The 22,256-nt window shown below is 63.3% G+C and carries 22 protein-coding genes; 8 read left to right on the forward strand and 14 right to left on the reverse strand.

The features are described from left to right. Positions 1-19 precede the first annotated feature (19 nt). Complete coding sequence (tig, locus tag BMF35_RS01425; RefSeq protein ID WP_047006636.1) at positions 20-1,597, forward strand: trigger factor; 1,578 nt, start codon at positions 20-22, stop codon at positions 1,595-1,597. Positions 1,598-1,674: 77 nt separating this feature from the next. On the opposite strand, the gene BMF35_RS01430 is transcribed toward tig, so the two are convergent. The 3 genes from BMF35_RS01430 to BMF35_RS01440 form a co-directional block, all read right to left on the reverse strand. Next, positions 1,675-3,813 (reverse strand): TonB-dependent receptor plug domain-containing protein, encoded by a 2,139-nt coding sequence (locus tag BMF35_RS01430; RefSeq protein ID WP_156172075.1) that lies wholly within the window; start codon positions 3,811-3,813, stop codon positions 1,675-1,677. A 69-nt stretch (positions 3,814-3,882) separates the two neighbouring features. Beyond that, entirely contained in the window at positions 3,883-5,427 is a 1,545-nt protein-coding gene (locus BMF35_RS01435; protein WP_047006378.1) for an amidase, read from the reverse strand. A 42-nt stretch (positions 5,428-5,469) separates the two neighbouring features. Next, positions 5,470-7,551, reverse strand: coding sequence for a TonB-dependent receptor plug domain-containing protein (locus BMF35_RS01440; RefSeq protein ID WP_047006379.1), 2,082 nt, complete (start codon positions 7,549-7,551; stop codon positions 5,470-5,472). A gap of 303 nt (positions 7,552-7,854) precedes the next feature. On the opposite strand from BMF35_RS01440, the gene BMF35_RS01445 reads away from it, so the two are divergent. From BMF35_RS01445 to BMF35_RS01460, 4 genes are all read left to right on the forward strand, one after another. Then, complete coding sequence (locus tag BMF35_RS01445) at positions 7,855-9,582, forward strand: methyl-accepting chemotaxis protein (protein ID WP_052765971.1); 1,728 nt, start codon at positions 7,855-7,857, stop codon at positions 9,580-9,582. Positions 9,583-9,742: 160 nt separating this feature from the next. Continuing rightward, the gene (locus BMF35_RS01450) at positions 9,743-10,441 is read left to right on the forward strand and encodes an ATP-dependent Clp protease proteolytic subunit (RefSeq protein ID WP_047006380.1); all 699 of its coding nucleotides are present in this window, start codon (positions 9,743-9,745) and stop codon (positions 10,439-10,441) included. Positions 10,442-10,639: 198 nt separating this feature from the next. Then, on the forward strand, positions 10,640-11,914 hold the full coding sequence (gene clpX / locus BMF35_RS01455; RefSeq protein ID WP_047006381.1) for an ATP-dependent Clp protease ATP-binding subunit ClpX: 1,275 nt from the start codon (positions 10,640-10,642) through the stop codon (positions 11,912-11,914). Positions 11,915-11,929: 15 nt separating this feature from the next. Beyond that, positions 11,930-12,181: a hypothetical protein gene (locus BMF35_RS01460; RefSeq protein ID WP_047006382.1), complete on the forward strand. Its 252-nt coding sequence runs from the start codon at positions 11,930-11,932 to the stop codon at positions 12,179-12,181. Between the two features lie 6 nt (positions 12,182-12,187). Here BMF35_RS01460 and BMF35_RS01465 read toward each other — a convergent pair whose 3' ends face one another. From BMF35_RS01465 to BMF35_RS01515, 11 genes are all read right to left on the reverse strand, one after another. Beyond that, positions 12,188-12,850: a hypothetical protein gene (locus BMF35_RS01465; protein WP_047006383.1), complete on the reverse strand. Its 663-nt coding sequence runs from the start codon at positions 12,848-12,850 to the stop codon at positions 12,188-12,190. Beyond that, on the reverse strand, positions 12,847-13,428 hold the full coding sequence (locus tag BMF35_RS01470; protein ID WP_047006384.1) for an SEL1-like repeat protein: 582 nt from the start codon (positions 13,426-13,428) through the stop codon (positions 12,847-12,849). The genes BMF35_RS01465 and BMF35_RS01470 overlap by 4 nt, the downstream gene beginning before the upstream one ends. Next, a complete protein-coding gene (locus tag BMF35_RS01475; protein ID WP_047006385.1) occupies positions 13,421-13,750 on the reverse strand; it encodes a hypothetical protein in 330 nt (109 codons plus the stop codon). The genes BMF35_RS01470 and BMF35_RS01475 overlap by 8 nt, the downstream gene beginning before the upstream one ends. A gap of 155 nt (positions 13,751-13,905) precedes the next feature. After that, the gene (locus BMF35_RS01480; RefSeq protein ID WP_047006386.1) at positions 13,906-14,451 is read right to left on the reverse strand and encodes a fasciclin domain-containing protein; all 546 of its coding nucleotides are present in this window, start codon (positions 14,449-14,451) and stop codon (positions 13,906-13,908) included. A 189-nt stretch (positions 14,452-14,640) separates the two neighbouring features. After that, complete coding sequence (locus tag BMF35_RS01485; RefSeq protein WP_052765996.1) at positions 14,641-15,387, reverse strand: anti-sigma factor; 747 nt, start codon at positions 15,385-15,387, stop codon at positions 14,641-14,643. Then, positions 15,384-15,956 carry a sigma-70 family RNA polymerase sigma factor gene (locus BMF35_RS01490; RefSeq protein WP_047006388.1) on the reverse strand — a complete coding sequence of 191 codons (573 nt, stop codon included), beginning with the start codon at positions 15,954-15,956 and terminating at the stop codon, positions 15,384-15,386. The genes BMF35_RS01485 and BMF35_RS01490 overlap by 4 nt, the downstream gene beginning before the upstream one ends. Beyond that, a complete protein-coding gene (locus BMF35_RS01495) occupies positions 15,953-16,885 on the reverse strand; it encodes a cation diffusion facilitator family transporter (protein ID WP_047006389.1) in 933 nt (310 codons plus the stop codon). The genes BMF35_RS01490 and BMF35_RS01495 overlap by 4 nt, the downstream gene beginning before the upstream one ends. Before the next feature lie 5 nt (positions 16,886-16,890). After that, positions 16,891-17,562: a monofunctional biosynthetic peptidoglycan transglycosylase gene (gene mtgA / locus BMF35_RS01500; RefSeq protein WP_047006390.1), complete on the reverse strand. Its 672-nt coding sequence runs from the start codon at positions 17,560-17,562 to the stop codon at positions 16,891-16,893. 27 nt (positions 17,563-17,589) lie between these two features. Next, positions 17,590-17,949 carry a hypothetical protein gene (locus BMF35_RS01505; RefSeq protein WP_047006391.1) on the reverse strand — a complete coding sequence of 120 codons (360 nt, stop codon included), beginning with the start codon at positions 17,947-17,949 and terminating at the stop codon, positions 17,590-17,592. 14 nt (positions 17,950-17,963) lie between these two features. After that, positions 17,964-18,866, reverse strand: coding sequence for an RNA polymerase sigma factor RpoH (rpoH, locus tag BMF35_RS01510; protein ID WP_071961151.1), 903 nt, complete (start codon positions 18,864-18,866; stop codon positions 17,964-17,966). Between the two features lie 121 nt (positions 18,867-18,987). After that, complete coding sequence (locus BMF35_RS01515) at positions 18,988-19,941, reverse strand: RluA family pseudouridine synthase (RefSeq protein ID WP_156172076.1); 954 nt, start codon at positions 19,939-19,941, stop codon at positions 18,988-18,990. A gap of 62 nt (positions 19,942-20,003) precedes the next feature. Here BMF35_RS01515 and BMF35_RS13975 point away from each other — a divergent pair, with 62 nt between their 5' ends. The 3 genes from BMF35_RS13975 (at position 20,004) to BMF35_RS01535 (ending at position 22,249) form a co-directional block, all read left to right on the forward strand. Continuing rightward, the gene (locus BMF35_RS13975) at positions 20,004-20,705 is read left to right on the forward strand and encodes a Mov34/MPN/PAD-1 family protein (protein ID WP_335622563.1); all 702 of its coding nucleotides are present in this window, start codon (positions 20,004-20,006) and stop codon (positions 20,703-20,705) included. A gap of 138 nt (positions 20,706-20,843) precedes the next feature. Next, a complete protein-coding gene (locus BMF35_RS01530) occupies positions 20,844-21,500 on the forward strand; it encodes a histidine phosphotransferase family protein (protein WP_047006393.1) in 657 nt (218 codons plus the stop codon). After that, positions 21,497-22,249 carry an N-acetylmuramoyl-L-alanine amidase gene (locus tag BMF35_RS01535; protein WP_047006394.1) on the forward strand — a complete coding sequence of 251 codons (753 nt, stop codon included), beginning with the start codon at positions 21,497-21,499 and terminating at the stop codon, positions 22,247-22,249. The genes BMF35_RS01530 and BMF35_RS01535 overlap by 4 nt, the downstream gene beginning before the upstream one ends. The last annotated feature ends 7 nt before the right edge of the window (positions 22,250-22,256 follow it).

Genomic DNA, 22,256 nt, shown 5'->3' on the forward strand with positions numbered 1-22,256 from the left:
TTTTGAACAAAGGCAAGTCATGCAGATCGTTGAAACCACCAATGAAGGCCTCAAGCGCGCCTACACACTGACCATTCCCGCCAAGGAGATCGAATCCAAGATCGATGCCGAGGTGAAGAAGGTCGCCCCGCAGGTGCGCATGCCCGGCTTCCGCCCCGGCAAGGTGCCTGCAAACCTGGTGCGCAAGATGCATGGCGATGCGCTGCACGCCGAAGTGCTGAACACCACTCTGCGCGAATCGGTGGATGGCCTCATCAAGGACAAGTCGCTGCGCCCGGCCCTGCAGCCCAAGGTCGAGATGACCGAAGGCTACGAACAGGGCAAGGATGCCGAGCTGACGGTCGAAGTCGAAGTGCTGCCCGAAATCGAGACCCCTTCGATCGACGGGCTGAAGCTGGAAAAGCTGACCGTTCCCGTATCGGACGAGCAGCTGGACGAAGCGCTGGGCCGCCTCGCGGAAAACCAGAAGAGCTACAAGAAGGCCGCCAAGACCAAGAAGGCTGCCGAAGGCGACCAGCTTATCATCGACTTCACCGGCCGCGTGGACGGCGCGGAATTCGAAGGCGGCAAGGCCGAAGGCGCGCCGCTGGTGATCGGATCGGGCCAGTTTATCCCCGGCTTCGAAGAGCAGCTGACGGGCGTGAAGACGGGCGATGAGAAAACCATCACCGTCACGTTCCCGAAGGATTACCAGGCAGAGCATCTCGCCGGTAAGGAAGCAGAATTCGATATCGTCGTGAAAGAGGTGAAGGTCGAAACCGACACCAAGATCGACGACGACTTCGCCAAGGGCCTCGGCCTCGACAGCCTCGATAAGCTGAAAGAGCTGATGAAAGGCCAGATCGAGCAGGAAAGCGCCGGCCTCACCCGCACGCAGATGAAGCGTCAGCTGCTCGACACGCTGGCTGCCGACCACGATTTCGACGTGCCACCGACCATGGTGGAAGCCGAATTCGACCAGATCTGGAACCAGCTGACGCAGGAAGCTGCGAAGGAAGAGGATCCGGATGCGGCGATGAAGGAAATCGAAGCCGAGCGCGACGATTACAAGCGCATTGCGGAGCGCCGCGTGCGCCTAGGACTTCTGCTGTCCGAGATCGGCCAGGCCAATGGCGTCGAGATCAGCAATCAGGAAATGCAGATGCTGATCCAGCAGGCCGCGCAGCAATATCGCCCGGAAGACCGTGAACGCTTCGTGGAATATGTCCGCAAGGAACCGATGGCACAGGCCCAGCTTCGCGCGCCTTTGTATGAGGACAAGGTCGTCGACTTCCTGTTCGACAAGGCCGAAGTGACCGAGCGTGAAGTGACGCGCGAGGAACTGGAAGCCGCGATCGAAGCCGAGGAAGATGCCGAAGCAGCCAAGGCGAAGAAGCCCGCTGCGAAGAAGAAGGCTCCGGCCAAGAAAAAGGCACCTGCCAAGAAGGCCGACGACGCCAAGCCTTCAGCGAAAAAGGCCCCGGCCAAGAAGCCTGCGGCAAAGAAGGCTCCGGCGAAAAAGGCCGATGGCGAACCGAAGGCTGCGGCGAAAAAGCCGGCTGCCAAGAAGGCGCCTGCGAAGAAGGCTCCGGCCAAGAAGCCCGCTGCGAAGAAGTAAGGCTTAGTCGCACCCGCTAAGAAAAAGCCCTCCGCAGCGCAGGCCGCGGAGGGCTTTTTCTTGATATGGCTGCTGCGCTAGAAGTTGCCTGTCAGCGTCAGCGTAATGCTCTGGCCGCGATCGCGCAGACGTTCTTCGGTAAAGAGCACGGGCGATGAACCGCGCGGCCCGTCGAACACCGTGCGGCGCAGCGTCTCGCCGCCGTTGAAGATATTGCCGATGCGCACATTGGCGGTCGCGCCTAGCACATCCTTGTGCTCGACGAAGACCGCGCCGAAGGTGCGCGGGCCGAATTCGATGCTTTCCTCATCCACCCGGAAGGATGGCGCGGGTTCTTCTTCGCGGAAGGCGAAGCCCCAGGCGAGGTCTGTGCGCGGAATGTCGTGCCGAAAGTCCAGCCCAAGCTCGAATGGACGGTTGCGGTCGAAGCGGCGCTCCTCGCCCGTCACGGGGTCGACAAGGCTCGATTCCTCCAGTTCCAGCTCGACATCCAGCTGCGCGCCGGTGAAGCCGAGCGGCCCGAGTTGCAACGTGCCGACAAATTCCAGCCCGCGCCGCTGCGCGCTCTCGAGATTGCCGCGCGCCGAGCCGCCGCCTTCCGTTGGCACGATGACCAGCAAGTCCTCGATCTCCTCGTCCACCAGCGTCAGAGTGGCAGAGCCCCATTCGCCGAAATTCTTGGCGATCTCCAACGTGATGTCCCAGCTTTGCTGCGGACGCAGATTGGCGTTGCCTGCGTTTTCCTGCTCTTCCGACAAGTCCACGCTGGCGAGGAAATCGCCGAAATCGAGCTGGCCCACGCGGCGGGCGACTTCCAGATTGATGTCCAGCCCGTCGGCAGGGGCCCACGCCACGTTGAGCGAGCCCTTAGGCCGCTGGAAGCTGCGCGCGCGGGAGTTGTCGCCGGTTTGCGAAAGCTGCGAATACTCGCCGCCGCCCGTCAGCTGTACGGATAAAGTATCGGTAACGGGGAAACCGACGCTCAGCAGCGCCTCGTAGCGATCCTCTCGCACGCCTCCGACGCCGCCGTCGAAATCCACTTCGACATATTCGTTAGCCAGCGGATCGAAAGCGAACAGGCGGCCCACCTGGTCCAAGCGGTTGAAAGCGGCTTCGGCAGAAAGCTGCCAGTCCGCGCCCCATAGCCCCCAGCTATATTCGCCGCGCCCGATGCGCTCGCCTTCATCGGCGACGCGGATGAATTGCGAACCGCTGGTCGGTAGGCCGGCCGTATCGAGCAACGAATTGGAAGTGCGATCACGATGGTCGTAGCTCTCCAGCGCAATCAGCTTCAGCTCGCCGCCCCCGAGCGGGAAAGTCACGTCGCCGCTGATCTCGTAAAACCATTCGTCGCTATCGGTGAAAAAGCGTTCGTCGAATGGCGCGAGCGGATTGCCAGCGACGCGCACTTCGCGCTCCTCACTGTCGAAAATCTCGATCCCGCCCGACAGGTTGAGGTTCGCCGCCACTTGCGGCGCAACCTCGAAAGCCAGAAACGCGTTGATGTTGGGCCGGTTGAACAGGTTCGAAGCGGTGTTGAACCGCTCGTCGACGCCGCCAAGCGCGTCCGAGAGGATCGACGGCCCCTGCCGCCCGCGGGCAAAATCGCGGTTTTCCAGTGCTACCGTGTAGTCCACGCCAGCCAGCTGGCCGGAGAGCGAAATCTCGCCCTCGAACCACTGTGCGGGCGCGGTGCCGAAATTCCATTCCGGCCGCCAGCGGAACTGGCCCGATGCCCCGCCCTGCCGCACGATGAGATTGGCGACGCGGCCCGACAGGCCGGGAATGTCCAGCGTCGCGCCATCGACCACTTCGATCCGCACGACATTGTCGACCGGGATGCGCGACAGCTGGTCGGCAGTGGAGTTGGATTTGCTGGAAATGCGCTCGCCATTGATCAGCAGGTTTTCCTGCGCCTGTCCGAATCCGCGCCCTCCCCCGCCGCCGCCACCGCCGCCGCCCTGGTCGACATCGAAGCCGGGGATCTGATCGATCAGGTCGAGCGCGTTGCGCGGCGCGAAGCGTTCGAAATCGGCAACGGTATAGATTTCGCGCGCAGCTGCAGACGCTGCGGCTTGTGGGTCTTGCGGCGATACTTCGGTGGCATCGGGCGCGTCGGGCAGCGGCTCGCCATCCTGCGCCCATGCCGGCGCGGCAGGCGCGAGCATGGCGGCGATCAACGCCGCGCGGGCACTGGCAGGATGTTGAAAAAGCACGCGGACAATACGCTCCGAACCGAATGTGTCCGGCGCGCTACGCAATTATCTTACATGCAGCAAGCGGGACTATTGCCCAGCGTCGGTCGCTCCCCACGGCTCCCAGCGGCGGAGCGTCGGCTCGGGCACGTCCAGCGTGCGGGCGCGCTCATAGGCGGCGCCGGCCTGTAGGATGATAGGATCGTCCCACGCACGGCCAATAAAAGACAAGCCGACCGGCAGCCCTTCCACGTGCCCCATCGGCACGGTGAGATGCGGATAGCCCGCCACGGCGGCAAGGCTGCCAATGCCGACACCGCCGGTCCAGTGGTCACCCAGCACCAGGTCGATATTCCATGCAGGCCCGCGTGTCGGCGCAATGAGGAATGCGACTTCGTTCTCGGCCAGCAGGCGGTCGATCCCTTCATCGCGCGCGAGCCGCTGCGAGGTGGCGAGCGCCTCCTCGTATGCGGCGGTATCGGCGGCCTCCAGCGCCATCTCGAAGATGTCCTGATCGAACCAGCGCATTTCGGAGAGCGCATGCACCGCGTTGAAATCGATTAGGTCCTGCAGGCTGCGGACCGGAATGTCGGCGGGTGAGCTTTCGAGATAGGCATTTATCCCTTCGCGGAATTCATACAGCAGCACGGTGTATTCCGCGCCTCCCATGGCAGGGTCGGGCGTGAAGTCGATATCGACCAGCTCGGCCCCGGCACGGCGCAAGTCCGAGAGCGCCTGCTCATACACCTGACCCAGCGGCTCGAACCCGCCATAGCGATTGCGCAACACGCCGATGCGCACGCCTTCGAGCGATGCCTCGTCCAGCCCGACGGTGAAATCGTAGAAGACATCGGGCGGGCCGATCTCGCCATAGGTCGGCCCGGCGATGGCGGAGAGAAGCAGCGCGGCATCCTCCACGCTGCGCGCCATCGGGCCTGCGGTGTCCTGGCTGTGGCTGATCGGCACTATGTGCTGCTGGCTGACAAGTCCGACCGTGGGTTTAAAGCCGACCACGCCGTTCACGCTGGCAGGGCAGGTGATGGAGCCGTCCGTCTCGGTGCCGATGGTGGCCCAGCTCAACCCTGCGGCGACCGCCGCCCCGCTGCCGGAGGAGGAACCGCAGGCATTGCGATCCACGGCATGCGGGTTGCGCGTGATGCCGCCCACCGCGCTCCAGCCGCTGGTAGAATTGGTGCTGCGGAAATTCGCCCATTCGGACAGGTTCGTCTTGCCCAGCACCACACCGCCATTGGCGCGCAGCCGCTCAATCAGTGGCGCATCGCGGCCTGTATCGTTGACCTCCAACGCAAGGCTGCCTGCTGTCGTGGGCAATTCGCGCGTTTCGATATTGTCCTTCACCAGCACGGTGCGGCCAGCAAGCAACAGCCCGGCATCCAGCGCCTCACGGGCATCGCGGCCGGCATTCGGATTGACCGAAATGACTGCGTTCAGCTGCGTGCCCGCATCGTCCGGATCGGAAAGCCGCTCAACCTGCTGATTGGCAGTATAGGCTGCATCGACGCGGTAATCCGCGACGACGATTTGGTCGCGGTTGTCATCGCCATCTTGGGCGGTCGCGGGAGCGGAAAGAGCAAGCGAACTCGCGGCGAGCAGAAGCGTCAGGGCAGTTTTCATGCCGCCCCTTCTGCGCGCCGCATCCGGGCATGGCAAGCCTGCCTAAAAGTCTCCGCTCAAACGGAAATTGAAGATCGGCTGCACCGATAGATCCTGCGTTTCGCGAAACGCCAGCGGCGTGCGGTCGCGATAGCCTTCATAGACGAAGCGATCCTGCACAGCGCGCCCGTCGGTCAGGTTGAAGACCGTCAGATTTGCCGTCATCCCGAACACGTCCTTGTGCTCGATGAAAGCGAAGGTGTAGGTCGGCCCTTCGTAATTGAAGCCGAACTCGCCCAGGCGGTAATAGGGCTGCGTCCGGTTATATTCGAAGCCTGCGCCCCACGCCCAGTCGCTGCCGGGAATGTCGTGGCGCAGCGAGGCGTCGATCTCGATATCCTGATTGCCGCTCCATTTGCGGCTTTCACCGGTCAGCGGATCGGTGAGGTCGGTGAAATCGACATCCAGCGTCAGGTCGAGCTGCGCGCCGGTAAAGCCGATGGGTGCCAGCTGGAACGTGCTGTTGGAGCGGACGCCCCACACGCTGGCATTGTCGATATTGCCGCGCGTTTCCAGACCGCCCTCGACCGGGATGAATTCGATGAAATCCTCGATCAGCCTTGCATAGACCTGCAATTCGGTGCTGCCCCAATCGCCCAGCGACTTGGTTGCCTCGATCTCGGCTTCCCAGCTTTGCGGCGGCACCAGCTCGTTATTGCCCGCGCTCGACTGGTCCTGGTTGAGCGAGACATTGGCGAGGAAATCGCCGAAGGACAGTTGGCCCACGCGCCGCGCCACTTCGAGCGATACGTCGAGCCCCTGCTCCACCTGCCATGCGACATTGACAGAGCCCTTGGGCCGCCAGAAGCTGCGCGTCAGCCCGTCCGGCCCGGTCTGCGACAGCGTGGAATACTCGCCGCCCGCGCCGACCTGCATGGTAAGGTTGTCCGACAAACGCCGCGAATGGGTGAGGACGGTTTCATAGCGATCCTCCGTCACCCCGCCCGATCCGCCGGGGAAGGGGATCTGTACGAACTCACCGGATGAATCGAGGTCGAATAGCTGGGCCTCGCGGTTCAGGCGGTTAAAAGCCGCCTCGCCCGCCAGCTGCCAGTCGCCGCCCAGCATCGCCCAATTATATTCGCCCCGCCCGATGCGCTCCCCGCTTTCGGTCTGGCTGTCGAAGCGGCTGCCCGTATCGGGGCGGCCATCCGCGTAGGAGAGGATCGAATCCGAAGGGCCGGTATTGCGGTTGAACCGCTCCAGCCCGATCAGCTTCAGACGCCCGCCTGCAAGATCGAACTCGACATCGCCGCCCAGCTCGTAGCCATAGCCGCGGCGACGGCTTTCGAACATGCGGAACCGGTCAACGCCATCGGTCAGCACGCGCTGCTGGTCGTCGCGATTGTTCTGGTAGACGCGGTTGTAGCTGGCACGCGCATTCATCACCGCGCCGCCATCGGTCGTATATTGCACATTGCCGGAGATGCGCGGGAAATCGCCGACGAACTGCATGCGGATATCGCGCGTCTCGACGATGTTGCCGTCCGGATCGAAGATGAAGGATTCGCCCCCGCCCGCAGCGCCGCGGCCCACGCCATTGGCAAGGGCGAGCGTCCATTCCAGATTGTCGTCCGCCCCGCTGATCGAGGCTTCGCCGCCGATGAAGCTGGGCTCCGCATAGCGGGGGCGGAAACTTGCCCGATAGGTGAAGCGTCCGCTGATGGCGCTGGGCCGGGTGATGACATTGGCGACCTGGCCGGACAGGCCGGGAATGCCCAATGTGGCGCCCTCGACGATCTCGATCCGCTCCACGCGGTCGGTGCTGATGCGTTGCAACTGGGTGAAGACGCCATCGGACTTGGAGGCGATGCGTCTGCCGTCGATTACGACATTGGCGCTCGCCTGGCCAAGGCCACGCTCGCCATCCTCGCCGCGCAGGGTGAAGCCGGGCACTTCCTCTAGCATATCTAGCGCATTGCGCGGGGCGAAGCGTTCGAAATCAGCGGGCGTGAAAATGCGGGTGCCGCTGCGTGTCTCGGCGGCATCGGGCGCGGGTGCCAGACCGTCTGCGTCCTGCGGGTCGGCGGGTTCGGCTGCAACAGGCAGGTCTTCCGCCTCCTGCGCGGCGGCAGGTGACGCCATAGCGATCAAAAGCGCCAAACCACTGACGACGTGCAATAAATTCGTTCTCAAGATATCCCCATCCCTCAACCACAGTTGTAATCGTGGGCACGTAAGGCTGGCAAACCGAAAATATGCGCGCGTCCATCGACCAATGTCGTTCGCGGTTCGATGAGTGGTCAATCCCGGTAAGTGCCCAAGCAGGCGCGAAACGGCGAATGGGACGCGATAGATAACTCTTCCTTAACCCTGTTTGGTTAGCTCCCGGCGAATACGGGTTTATCCCCATGGCTTCGGCCATTTTCAGGGCAGGGAGTGCACACAGTGCAGGAAGTGAACGAAAAACAGTCCGGTCGGGCAAGCAAGTTGCAGTCATGGCTTCGTCCGACGACCATTGTCGGGCAGATCAGCAACGTTTTCGGGCTGTTTACGGTCCTGGTGCTGGTGCTGGCGACGCTTGCAATCGCCAATACCTATCGTATCGACCAGCGCGTGCACATCCTGTCAGACCTCACCGAGGTCGCGTTTCTCACAACCGATATGTCCCGTGCGCTGACCAGTGCGCGCGATACCCTGGTCGATCAGCCTGAAGCGTCTGTGCAGGGCGTGGTTGCAGATGTGGCGCTGGCTACTGCCGATGTCGAAGAACTGGTTTTCTCCTCGTCGCACGTCGATGAAGGTCTTCATACCCGCGCACAGACGGTGGCCGCAGAACTTGCCGTGGTCGAGCAGGCGACAGCGCAGCTGGCCGCAACGACAGAAGCGCAGCGCGTGCAGGGCGAGGTATTGCAACCCAGCATCGCCGCCATCGAAGCCGCGTTGGCCGATATCGATACCATGAATTCCTACGCCGCAACGCGTGTGAACACGGATGTCACGTCGATCGAGGACGCCATCCAGTCGATGATGGTCTTGCTTTCCATCGCCGCAATCATTGCAATAGGCCTGACGATCTTCGGCAAGCGCTTCGTTGCTCGCAGGTTCGCACTTCCGATCGCAATGATCAGCGACGCGAGCGAGCAGATCGCCACCGGAAGCGTGGACGTTAAAATCCCCGGACAGAAGCGGGAGGATGAAATCGGAACGCTTGCGAAGTCTCTCGATGTGCTGCGCGCCGTCCAGCAGGAAGTGGCGCTTCGCGCCGAGGCCGAGCTGGAAGAGCAGCGCAAGGTTCAGGAAGATCGCGAGAGGGAACGCGCCGAGCGCGCGGCCTTCGTGCAGTCCTTGGCCGACAAATTCGAAATCACCATCGGCGATGTTGCCAACCAGGTCGCTTCGGCGTCCGCCCAATTACATGATGCGGCAGACGAGCTGGCCAAGAATGTCGAGACGTCTTCCTCGCGTGTCATGAACGCCGGCACGAATCTGGAGGAGGCATCCTCGGGCATGACCGGCGCTGCCGCCGCGACGGACGAGTTCGTGCTGTCCATCAGCGAAGTCAGCCGCCAGGCCGCCACCAGCTCCGAACGCGCGCAGAAGGCGGCAGCCGCTGCCAGCGATGCGGACGAGACCATCGGTGCGATGACCGACTCTGCCACCAAGATCAGCCAGATCGTGGAAGTGATCGCCGGCATCGCCCAGCGCACCAACCTGCTGGCCCTCAACGCTTCCATCGAAGCCGCGCGTGGCTCCGACGCAGGCCGTGGTTTCGCCGTCGTTGCTGCCGAGGTGAAGGAACTGGCCGCACAGACCAGCCGCGCCACGGCGGAAGCCGAGGAGCTGATACACCTGGTGCAGGATTCCACCGGCAAGAGCGCGTCCGCGCTTTCCACCATTGCCGATGAAGTGATCGAATTGCAGTCCGCCTCCACCATGATCGCGTCTGCTGTCGACCAGCAGGCGGTCGCGGGCCAGGATCTGGCGAAGAGCATCGACATGGCCGCGCGCAACACGGAACTCGTCAGCAGCGGTTTCCGTGAAGTGAGCGAGCTGGCCGCATCCACCGGCAGCACGGCCAGCCAGCTGCGTGACAGCTCCGGCCATCTCATCAAGCAGTCCGACAGGCTGCGCGACCAGGTGGCGGAATTCCTGCAGCACGTTCGCGCTGCCTGACGGGCCAACCGATTTACGCACGAAAGGGCGCGGAGCTTCCCCTCCGCGCCCCCTGCGTTTCTCGCCCGTGCGATTGCCCACAAGCGAGCGTTAACGCCCTTGCACTATCGGCCCTTGCAACCGACATAGGCGGCCATACCAGACCCAAGAGGAACAATTGATGCTCGACATCTTCGGCGACAAGAAAGACCAGTTTATCACCGACCCCATCACCGGCGCATTGGTGCCGACCGTGGTGGAAAGCACCAGCCGCGGCGAGCGCGCCTTCGATATTTTCAGCCGCCTCCTGCGTGAGCGCATCGTGTTCGTGTCCGGCCAGGTGGAAGACCACATGGCCAGCCTGATCGTTGCCCAGTTGCTGTTCCTCGAAAGCGAGAACAGCAATGATATCTCCATGTATATCAACTCGCCCGGCGGCGTAGTGACGGCGGGCATGGCGATCCACGACACCATGCAATACATCAAGCCCAAGGTGCGCACCGTGGTGATCGGCCAGGCCGCATCCATGGGCAGCTTCCTTCTCGCCGCCGGTGAGCCGGGCATGCGCGTGGCCCTGCCCAATGCCCGCATCATGGTGCACCAGCCCTCTGGCGGCGCGCGCGGCATGGCATCGGACATCGAAATTCAGGCGAAGGAAATCCTGCGCATCCGCAAGCGGATGAACGATCTTTACGCCGAATATACCGGCCAGGACCTGGCCGACATCGAAAAGGCGATGGACCGCGACACCTTCCTCGAAGCCGAGGAAGCGAAGAAGTTCGGCATCGTGGACGCCGTGTTCGCCCATCGTCCCAAGGGCGATGGCCCCGATATCGGCGGCGGCGATGAAAGCGGCTCGGGCGGCGCACCGCCCAAGTAAGCTGACATCGGAAAGCGGGCGCTCCTCGCGCCCGCTTTTCCTGTAGCATTTTGGCAACCCTGTCCCTTCAGGCTGGTGCAAGCAGGGGATGGTAGGGTTAAGCTGTTTGAATTTCAGCAGGTTCCCCCTAGATTGGGGGGCCGAATCCAGCGCCTGTCACAATGGGATCGTAGGCCGGCGCGCCAAGGACTTGTATTTATGACCAAACTCAGCGGAACCGACAGCAAAAGCACTCTCTACTGCAGCTTCTGCGGGAAGAGCCAGCACGAGGTGCGCAAGCTGATTGCAGGCCCCACCGTCTTCATCTGCGATGAATGCGTGGAACTGTGCAACGATATCATCCGCGAAGAAGCGAAAAGCGGTATGGGCGGACGCAAGGATGGCGGCGTGCCCGCTCCCATCGAAATCTGCGAGACGCTGAATGACTATGTGATCGGCCAGCAGCGCGCCAAGCGCGTGCTCTCCGTGGCCGTGCACAATCATTACAAGCGCTTGCGGCACGCCGGGAAATCCGGCGATGTGGAACTGGCAAAGTCCAATATCCTGCTGGTCGGCCCCACCGGCTGCGGTAAAACGCTGCTCGCGCAAACGCTGGCGCGCACTTTCGATGTGCCCTTCACCATGGCAGACGCCACCACGCTGACCGAAGCCGGCTATGTGGGCGAGGATGTGGAGAACATCATCCTCAAGCTGCTGCAAAGCTCCGACTACAATGTCGAGAAAGCGCAGCACGGCATCGTTTATATCGACGAGATCGACAAGATCACCCGCAAGGCGGAAAACCCCTCCATCACCCGCGACGTGTCGGGCGAAGGCGTGCAGCAGGCGCTGCTCAAGCTGATGGAAGGCACCACGGCCAGCGTTCCGCCGCAGGGCGGTCGCAAGCATCCGCAGCAGGAATTCCTGCAGGTGGACACCACCAACATCCTGTTCATCTGCGGCGGCGCCTTTGCCGGCCTCGAAAAGATCATCGGCGACAGGCTACAGAAGCGCAGCATCGGCTTCGGCGCGAATGTGGACGATCCCAGCAAGGCGCGCATCGGCGAGATGCTGGAAAAGTGCGAGCCGGAAGACCTGCTGAAATTCGGCCTGATCCCCGAATTCGTCGGCCGTCTGCCTGTCATCGCCACACTGCACGATCTGGATGCGGACGCGCTTGTCACCATTCTGAAAGAGCCGAAGAACGCGCTGGTGAAGCAATACGCCAAGCTGTTCGAGCTGGAAGATGTGGAGCTGACCTTCACCGACGATGCGCTGGTCGCCATCGCCAAGAAGGCCATCGCCCGCAAGACTGGCGCGCGCGGCCTGCGCTCCATCGTGGAAGGCCTGCTGCTCGACACTATGTTCGACCTGCCCAGCATGGAGGACGTGTCCGAAGTGGTGGTCGATGGAGATGTGGTCGAAGGCCGCAAGGAGCCTGTCCGCGTGCTCGCCAACGACAATGGCAAGGGCAAGAAGGAAGAGGCGGCCTGATAGCCGCCCTGCCCCATGGTCGCTAGCGGCGCGCTTCGCCTGCGCCGCTTCGGCCTCGGCATGTCGCTCGGTTGTGGCGGCAGCATCCTTGCCGCGCTGCTTATCGGCCCCGGCGCGGCGCTCGCCGTAGCAATCCTCGCGTTCCTCGCCAGCACTTTCGCCGCTGACGATGGCGTGGGCACCTTTTTTCCGCTGGCCCTACTGCTGGTGATCGGGATGACGTTGGTGTTAGCGATGCTTGTCGCGACGATCCTCTTGATGGGCTGAGTCGCCTCAGCGCTCCATCCGCCCCTCCAGCGCATCCAGACGCTCCTGCGCTTCTGGCAAGCCGGGTATGCGCGGGGAGACGATACCGCGTGCCGGTGAAGCACCGCCTGCGGCGCCCATCGCATCATCGCCGCGGCGACGCATGACGATGCCTCGTCGCTCGGGGACTGTGCGGGCCGCCTCGCTGTAAAGCTCATGCGCGAATGCAAGGTTCTGCGCTAATCCGCCGACACCTTCCTCGAAGCGGATGCCCAGTTCCAGCTGTGCACGCTTGTTGCCGCTCTGCGCCGCGCGCGCCAGCGTGACGACCGGAATGGCGCGCCAAGGATTGTCCGGCTCGACGGTTGCAGGTTCGGCCGTCTCCTCCCCGGTCGACGTGGCAGCCGCCAGCCGCGCGATATACGCGGCGCATGCCTCGCTATCATTCGCGATCTGGGAGAACGTCGCGGGCTCCTGGAAAGACAGGCAGCCCAGCTCCACGCCTTCGTCCAGAAGATCGCGCAAGGCCGCATCGACGCTGCGCTGCTCCGTTGCACCCGTATCGGGAGCGGGAACGGGTTCCGGCTCCACCGTCAGGTCGATCCCCATATAGATCGGCTCGGGGTCGTCAGCCGCCATGGCAGGCGTCGCTGCCAGCAGTGCTGCGACCATCACGCTTATCGCTTTCATTGCGTCTCTCCCTCCATCCGCGCGTCCAGCGCTTGCAGCCTCTCGCGCGCCTCTGCCAGCCCTTCCCGGCGCGGGCCGGTATTGAACCATTGCACGGTACCGGGCGCATCGCCAACGCCAGGCACGTAAATCGGCATGTCACCCCCACTCGGAGTTGCAGCGAGCCGGTAGAGGCGCCGCGCATTGTCGAGATCGCGAACAACGCCGCGTCCTTCCTCGAAGCGGATGCCCAGTTCCAGCTGCGCCGCCTCGTCGCCGGTCTGTGCGCGGCGGGCGAGGCTGGTTAGCGGGGCATAGGTCATGTCTGCCCAGAGCAGCGCCCGGCGTTCCGAACGCAGGCGCTCATATTCGATGGCATAGGCGCCGCAGCGATTTGCCGAGAACTCCGGCAGCGCGCAGGTCGCCTCCTGCAATTTCGCCTCCAAGCTGGCGATACGGGCATCCATCGGTGCCTCCACCGGCACGATGGGCGCCTGCAGATCGACACCGAAATAATGCGTCGGCGGCGTAGTGGCGCACCCGGCTGCGATGAAGGAAAGACAAGCCGCAAACAGCCGACGCTTTGTGGCGTCAGTCATCTCGCGAGGGCGGCGCAGGCGGGGGTGGCGGCGGTGCGGGCAGCGGCGGGACCGGACCGACGCGAGTCGGCGGCGTCACGCCTTCGGGATATTCCGGTGGAGCGATCACATCGGCCAGCCCCTCCCGCGTGTCGCGACAAGCGCTATCGATACCGGTTCCTGCGGACAGGCATCCATTATGCGCCTCACGCTGGATCTCTTCGCGCAGCGTTTCGGTCTGCGGCCCGCCATCGAGTGCGTCGCGCGCATCGGCGATACGATAGTCGGGCTGCGCGCATCCGGCGGTGAGCGCGACTACGAGGATTGTCGCCGTGATTCTCATGTCAGTCCCCTTTGCGTGACATTCGCAATTGCAATCAAGCGCATGCCACCTGTGCGCAAGCTGAACGGCAGATGAGCGCCAGACGCGAAAAGGCCCCGCCCGGCGAGGACCAGGCGGGGCCATGCTGCCCGGCGTCAGGGGACGGGGGTGAGGGTTCAGCCGGGCAGCAAAACGCGGTCGAGCACGTGGATCACGCCGTTCGACGCTTCGATATCGGTGGTGGTGACAAGCACCTGCCGGTCGGCACCGTCGGTCAGCACGACATTGCCATTGTTGAGGCGCGCGATCAGTGTTTCGCCTGCGACCGTTTCGATCCGGGCATGGCCATCACCATCGCGGATCAGGTGGATCAGGTCGCTCGCCGTTACGCGGCCTGCAACGACATGGTAGGTGAGGATATTGGTCAGCTGGTCGCGATTGCGGCGTTCCAGAAGGGTGGAGACGGTGCCCTGCGGCAGCGCGTCGAAAGCCGTGTCGGTCGGCGCGAATACGGTGAAGGGGCCGTCCCCCTGAAGCGTTTCCACCAGCCCGGCGGCCTGCACGGCGGCGACCAGCGTTTCGAAATTGTCATTGCCTGCGGCGATATCGACGATGTCGGGCGAGGCATTGCCGTGATGGTCGTGATTATGCGCCATGACAGGCGCGGAAAGGGCCAGCGTGGTGGCGGCCATGGCGGCGGCGATTGTCTTGAAAGTCGGCATCGTAATCTCCTTTTTCAACAAGTCCCGTCCGGCCTTGTGCAGGGAGTTACGGAGCGCCTTTCGAAAAGGTCGCAAATTTTTTCTGATTTTCGGATTTAGGCAAATCCGGTCGTGCTGAGCCTGTCGAAGCACGAAATGCCAAGCTCGGACAAATTCGCCCTTCGACAAACTCAGGACGAACGGGTGCCGCTAGATGGCCCGGAACTCGCCCTGCGCGACAACGGGCCCGGCATCCACGCCGTCGGGCTTGCCGCCCAGCGGTTCGCGGGTCAGCACCAGTTGCGATCCGTCGAGGATTTCGCCTTCCAGTCTATCCGCGACCGCGAAACGCGCTTCTTCACCCGGAACGATTACGCCCAGCGAGTGGAGGCTGCCCTGCCGGTCCACCAGCCATAATTCGTGATCGTGCACGCCATCGGGCGAAAGGCCTGCGGAGGACACGCTCAGTTCGCCGCGCTCGGGCACATAGGTCAGCGCCAATCGCAAGTCGGTGTCGGCGATCGGGATGGATGCGGCGAGGAGCGGATCGGCGGTCGTGCTTGCCGTGGGACCGGGAATTGGGGTCGGCGACTGCATCGCCGGGCCTAGCGCCAGCATCACCGCCAGCACGGCGGCAATGCCGCTCGCGCCGATGCCGATGCGCCGCCACAAGGTCGCCTTGCGCCGCGCTTCGGCCAATTCCACGACCTGCCCGCTTTGGTCGCCATGCATGGCGGCGGCTTCGATCGCCGCCCACACACTGGCCGGCGGCTCGGCTTCGGGCATGTCGTCCAGAAGCGGCGCGAAACGATGCTCCCAGCGCGCCACGGCATCTACGAATGACGGCTCGCGCACCAGGCGCGCGCGGGCGGCCAGCAATTCCTCGCCATGGAGCAGGCCCAGCGCATACTCGGCAGCCAGTTGCTCGTCGGGGCTCAAGGCGGGCGTCTCGCTCACGATCTTTCCAGACATTCCTTCAATTTGGCGAGCCCGCGGTGAACCCGCGATTTCACCGTACTCAACGGCACGCCGTCATCCTCGGCAAGCTGGACGTAGGTCGCGCCGCCCAGGAATGCGCGCCGGATGGCAGAGGCCTGCTTCTTCTCCAGCCTGCCGAGGCAGTGGTGGATACGCGCGTCGCGCTGGTCCAGCACGATGCGCTCATCTGCGGGCACCGCTTCGTCCTCCACATCCAGCGCCGCATCCTCCGGCACGGCTCCGGCGCGCACCTTGCCGCCGCTGCGCAGCCGGTCGATCGCGCGGTTGCGAGCCATGCAGGCCAGCCAGCTGATCGGGCTCGCCCGGTCCGGATCATAGCGCCCGGCGCGGCGATAGAGATCGATATACACGTCCTGCAGCGCATCTTCGGCGTCTTTCTCGTCGCCCAAGATACGCAGGCAAATGCCGAAAAGTTTCCGCGATGTGGCGTGGTAGATCTCTTCCAGCGCTGCCCGGTCACCACCTGCCAGGCGGGCGATGGCGGCGTTCAATGCCTCGCGGGCGTGATCTCGTTCGTCTGCACTCACAAACAGCCTACGTCGCAATTGTCGAACGTCGTTTCCACCTGGATGGTAACATGGCCCACGCCGTGATCATGCTCAAGCCGGTGGGTGATTTCATGCAGGAAAGCGTCGCCGGGATGGCCGCCGGGCATGACGAGGTGCACGGTCAGCGCGGTTTCGGTGGTGCTCATCGGCCAGATATGCAGATCGTGCACCGCTTCCACGCCGGGCAAGTCGCGCAAATAGGTCCGTACCGCGTCGCAATCCACGCTGTCGGGCACGGCCAGCAGGCCCATCTTCACGCTATCTTTGAGCAGGCCCCACGTGCCCCAAGCAATCACTGCGACGATCAGCAGGCTAACAAGCGGGTCTATCACGACATAGCCGGTCAGCAGGATCGCCGCGCCCGCTATCACCACGCCCACACTCACCAGCGCGTCCGCCGCCATGTGCAGGAATGCGCCGCGAATGTTGAGGTCGTGCTTGCGCCCGCGCATGAACATCAGTGCTGTGACGGTGTTGATGACGATGCCCACGCCCGCCACCCAGATCATGGTCCAGCCTTCGGGCTCCACAGGGTCGAGCAGGCGGTGCACCGTCTCGAACAGGATGGCGCCGATGGCGACCAACAGCAGCACCGCATTGGCAAAGGCGGCAAGGATGGTGCTGCTTTTAAGGCCGTAGGTGAAACGCTCCGACGGGGGCTTTTTGGCAGCAATGCTCGCGCCCCACGCGATCAACAGGCCGAGGACGTCGGACAGGTTGTGCCCCGCATCCGCCACCAGCGCCATCGAGCCGGAGAGGAAGCCGTATGTCGCCTCCACGATGACGAAAGCGGTGTTGAGCACCACGCCGATGGCAAAAGCGCGCCCGAAATCGGCAGGTGCATGGGAATGGCCGTGCGCATGGCCGTGCCCGTGATCATGGTGACTGTGAGAGTGCCCTGCGCCCATCCGCGCTACTCGTAGACGCAGTTATCCAGTCCGTCACGCCTTACCACGCCGATGCGCGCTTCGATGGTGTTGCCATAGCGGGCGGTGAAGCCCGACGGGTTCACGGCCTCGCGCGTTTTGGGCGATGGCAGCACGGTGGCGATGCGGCTCGCCTCATCGGCGGAAAGGCGCGCGGCGGAATGGCCGAAATAGCGCTGTGCCCCGGCCTCGACGCCATACGTGCCCAGCCCCGTCTCTGCGACATTAAGGTAGACTTCCATGATCCGTCGCTTGTCCCACAGGTTCTCGATCAGGAAAGTGAAATAAGCCTCCAGTCCCTTGCGGAACCAGCCGCCGCCCTGCCAAAGGAACACGTTTTTGGCGGTCTGCTGGCTGATGGTGGAGGCACCGCGCTGCCGCCCGCCCGCCGCGCGCTCTTCCAGCGCGTCCTCAATGGCCTCGATGTCGAAACCGTCATGCTCGCAAAAGCGGCTGTCTTCCGCCGCGATCACGGCGCTCACCATATTGCGGTCGATGCGGCTCAGCGGCTCCCAGTCGCGTGTCACGCCGCGCTCGTCCATCAGCATGGTGGCGGTGTAGGTGACCGGCAGGAAACGCAGCGCAATCACCAGCGCCACGGTGATGACGAGCCACCATATGACGAATTTGGCGATGAAGCGAAGAATGCGGAGGGCCATGGCGGCGCTATATCGGCGCGCGAAACGCTAATCCACTCTTTGGTAGCATGCGCCGCCGCAACCGATTGTGTAGCGGGCAATAGGGACGCCCCACGGGCCGAGCGCCGTCGCATTCACCTGCACATCGATCAAGCTTGGGAGCGAAGTGCTGCCCTCGCCGCTGCCCGCCACCTCGCGCCAGCCCGAAAACCGCCATTGCTGCACCAGCATGGCATCCATCGCCTGCTGGACAGGATTGTCGCGCGCCCAGCCAAGCGTAGCGCGCGCCTCTTCCTCGTAGCGAGAGGCAAGCGGTTCGTCCGGCCATTCGCTTAAGTCCACGAAGCGCGGCCAGAATGCGGAAAGGGCGGCGACCGCTATCAACAGCCACCGCCCCTTGCGTGTCATAAATTCACCGCCGATCAAGCAGCCTGCGGCATCAGCCGTTCGCCGGCGATCGCCTTCATCGCCTTTTGCAGCTTTTCGAAAGCGCGCACTTCGATCTGGCGAATGCGTTCGCGGCTGACCGAATAGACCTGCGAGAGCTCTTCCAGCGTCTGCGGGTTTTCCGTCAGGCGGCGTTCGGTCAGGATGTGCTGTTCGCGTTCGTTCAGCGCATCCATCGCTTCCACCAGCATTTCGCGGCGCACGCTGGCTTCCTCGGCATCGGCGACGGTCTCGTCCTGCAGCGGACGGTCATCCGTCAGCCAGTCCTGCCATTCGCCACTGCCTTCCTCGCCATTGCGCATCGGCGTGTTGAGCGATCCGTCGCCGCCCATCATCATCCGGCGGTTCATGTTGACCACTTCCTGCTCCGGCACGCCCAGATCGGTGGCGATCTTGGTCACGTCGTCCGGCGTCAGGTCGGTGTCTTCATAGGCCTCGAGCTGCTTTTTCATGCGGCGCAGGTTGAAGAACAGCTTCTTCTGCGCGGCCGTGGTGCCCATTTTGACGAGCGACCAGCTGCGCAGGATGAACTCCTGCATGCTCGCCTTGATCCACCACATGGCATAGGTCGCCAGGCGGAAGCCGCGATCGGCCTCGAACTTCTTCACGCCCTGCATCAGGCCCACATTCCCTTCGGAAATGAGGTCGCTGACAGGCAGGCCGTAGCCGCGATAGCCCATGGCGATCTTGGCCACCAGGCGAAGGTGGCTCTGCACCAGCTGCGCGGCGGCTTCGGGGTCCTCATGCTCTTCATAGCGCTTGGCGAGCATGTATTCCTGCTCGGGCGTTAGCACGGGAAATTTCTTGATTTCCGACAGATAGCGGTTGAGTCCCTGCTCACCGCCCAGCGCCGGTACTGTAGCTCTGTTGTTACTCACGTCGTCCCAAACCTTTCTTTGCGTCGACCACTCGCTGCGGGCCCCTGATGGGCACCCGCGTCTGGCGGCCACATTGGGTGTCACTTCTTATAGCGCACCGACGGACCAAATAGGGTGCATTTCATCGATTGGAATGACCCATTTCGTCGATCAGTTCCCGCATATCGCATGGTAATTCGCTCGCAAACGACAAAGCGTTACCTGTCAGCGGGTGGATGAAGCCGAGTCGTGCGGCGTGAAGGGCCTGTCGCCGGAAATCCAGCGCGCCCACGATCGGTTTCAATGCAGATGGCGTGCGCCCGTACACAGGGTCTCCTATTAGCGCATGACCGATTGACGCAAGGTGAACCCGCACCTGGTGGGTTCGCCCCGTTTCGAGGCGACATTCGACCAGCGCGCCGTGATCCAGCCGCTCGAGTGTTTTGTAATGCGTCACGGCATGTTTTCCACGCGACGAATCGGCCTGTAGGACAGCCATTTTCTTGCGGTCCCTGTCCGATCTGCCCAGCCGCGCATCCACCGTGCCCGCAGGCGGGTTGGGATGGCCTCCGCAGACGGCCAGATAGGCGCGTTCCAGCGAATGGTCGGCAAATTGCCGGGCCAGCCCCTCATGCGCTGCATCGGACTTGGCGACGACCAGCAGGCCGGACGTGTCCTTGTCGATCCGGTGGACGATGCCCGGCCGCGCCACCCCGCCGATGCCGGAGAGCTGACCTTGGCAGTGGTGCAGCAACGCATTGACGAGCGTGCCATCGGGATTACCCGCAGCAGGGTGCACGACCATGCCGGCGGGCTTATCGACCACAATCAGGTGCTCGTCCTCGAACACGACATCGATCGGTATATCCTGTGGAGAAGCCTGTGGATCGGCTGGGGGAGGCAAGTGGATTGCGAACGCCGCGCCCTCGGCCACCTTTGCCGATGGGCTGGTGGCGGGTGTGCCGTCTATTTCGACCTTGCCCTCTGCAATCAGTGCCTTGATCCGCTCTCGCGAAAGATCGGTGGCGGCGGCGAGGGCTTTGTCGAGGCGGGTTGTGTTTGGGGTGATGCCAGTGATCAAATCGTTTTTCGGCACGATGCCCCCTCACCGACTGCCCTGAGCTTGTCGAAGGGCTGCCTTTTTCTTAGTCCAAGAAGGTGCCTTACTGGACCTACATCCTCCACTGCAATACAGGTGTTCTTTACACGGGCCATACGGATAATCTTGAGCGTCGGATCGCGCAGCATGAGCGCGGAGAATTGCCCGGTTTCACGAAGAACTATCTGCCTGTGAAGCTCGTGTGGTCGCAAGAATTTGTTACGCGAGAGGAAGCGAAAACTGCCGAAAAACAGATCAAGGGTTGGTCACGTCGGGAAAAGCTGGCTTTGATCCGGGGTGACTGGGATGCGGTCTCGCGCTTTTCCAGAAGCAAAGGCAGCCCTTCGACAAGCTCAGGGCAGTCGGATTTCTTATCTGTCAGCGCTATGGTGATAGACCAAATCCACCATCACGCTACCCGCGCCCACCCCCACGAATGCTGCGGCGTCCTCACCGGCACCGCCAACCACATCACCACCGCCATCCCGGCGCGAAACGTCCACCCGCAGCCAAGCACCCATTTCGAGATAGACCCGCAAACGCTCATCGACGCGCATCGCGCCGCACGCGGTGGCGGCCCGCAAGTATTGGGCTACTACCACTCGCACCCCGCAGGCGAGCCGCGCCCTTCGGCCACAGACCAGGCGATGGCGGCAGGCGACGGCGCGATCTGGGCGATTGTGGCGGGCGGTGCGATTGGCTGGTGGTGCGATGCGCCGGGCGGTTTCGTGGCGCTTTCCTACCCTCGCACGCTCGCGTAAGGGCCGCTGCATGTCTCATGCCTGTTACACCTTGCAGCGCCGTTTTTCATGCCTTCGCTGGCAAGGAACGGTTTTTGCGTTAGGACAGTGCTCCATGTGCTCCAGGTTAGCCCTCAATTCGAAAGCCGCTTCCGCCCGATGACCACCAATTCCCTCGATCTTGCCGCCCTGCTCTGCTCGCGCCTCTGCCATGACATGCTCAGCCCCGTGGGCGCGCTCAATAACGGGCTGGAGCTGATGGCGGACGAGAAGGATCCGGTCATGCGCCAGCGCTGCATGGAGCTGCTGGAGCAAAGCGCGCGCACATCGGCCAACAAGCTCAAATTCTTCCGCCTCGCTTACGGCGCTGCCGGCGGCTTCGGCGAAGCGGTGCCGGTGGAAGAAGCGCATGAGCTGCTGCAATCGCTCACCGCTGCGGACGAGCGGCTGACGCTGGAATGGGCGGTGGGCGAGCAGAGCCTCTCCAAGCCCGCCATCAAGGTGCTGCTGAACCTTGCCGCCATGGGCCTCGACAGCCTGGTGCGCGGCGGCACGCTGGCCGTCGGGGCCGAACGCAGCGAGGGCAAGACGGAGATCGCCATTCGCGCCGCCGGGCCGAAGGTCGCCTTCGATGCTACGGTAGGCAAGGCGCTGGGCGGCCAGCTGGCGGAAAGCGAGCTTTCGGGTCGCACAGCCCCTGCCCACATGATCCGTCTGATCGTGGAGCGCGACAATGGCGAGGTCATGTATCACCATGGCGAGGATGCGCTGGTGCTGGGCGCGGTGCTGCCCGACATGGAAGGCATGATCGGATGAGCCGCTCCGATTTCGGCGATGTCGGCCGGCATATTGCAAGCAGCGAGGACGAGCTGGTTCACCGCGAGGTCGTCTCGCCCAATTTCGACGAGCGCGCCCTGCCCATCTCCATGGTGGTGATCCACTACACCGAGATGGAGGACAAGGGCTTTGCTATCGAGCGGCTGTGCGACCCTGAAGCCAAGGTTTCCGCGCATTACGTGATCGGCAAGATGGGCGAAGTCGTGCGGCTGGTGCCGGAGGACAAGCGCGCCTGGCATGCGGGTGTCTCCTACTGGCGCGGGCACAAGGATGTGAATTCCGCCAGTATCGGTATCGAGCTCGATCATCCCGGCCACAAATACGGTTATGGCCCCTTCCCCGATGCGCAATTCGAAGCGCTGGTGCCGCTGGTGGCGCGCATGGTGAAAGCCCACGATATTCCGCGCGCCAATGTGGTGGGCCATTCCGACGTCGCGCCGGGCCGCAAGATCGATCCGGGCGAGCTGTTCCCATGGGATCGGCTCGCCGAATACGGTCTGTGCCTGCCGCGGCCCGAGAAACTGGAACGCGGCGACGTCTTCGACAATGATGCCAGCTTCTACCTCGCGCTGGAACGCTTCGGCTATGACATCACCGACGGGTTCAAGGCGGTCGAGGCCTTCCAGCGCCGTTGGCGACCCGGCAAGATCGACGGCCAGATCGATGGCGAGGTGCGCGCAATCCTCTTCCAGCTGCTGCTTGATCGCGACCGGGGACTCGCTAGATAGGCAGCCG

Source organism: Aurantiacibacter gangjinensis, assembly GCF_001886695.1.
GTDB lineage: Bacteria > Pseudomonadota > Alphaproteobacteria > Sphingomonadales > Sphingomonadaceae > Alteraurantiacibacter > Alteraurantiacibacter gangjinensis.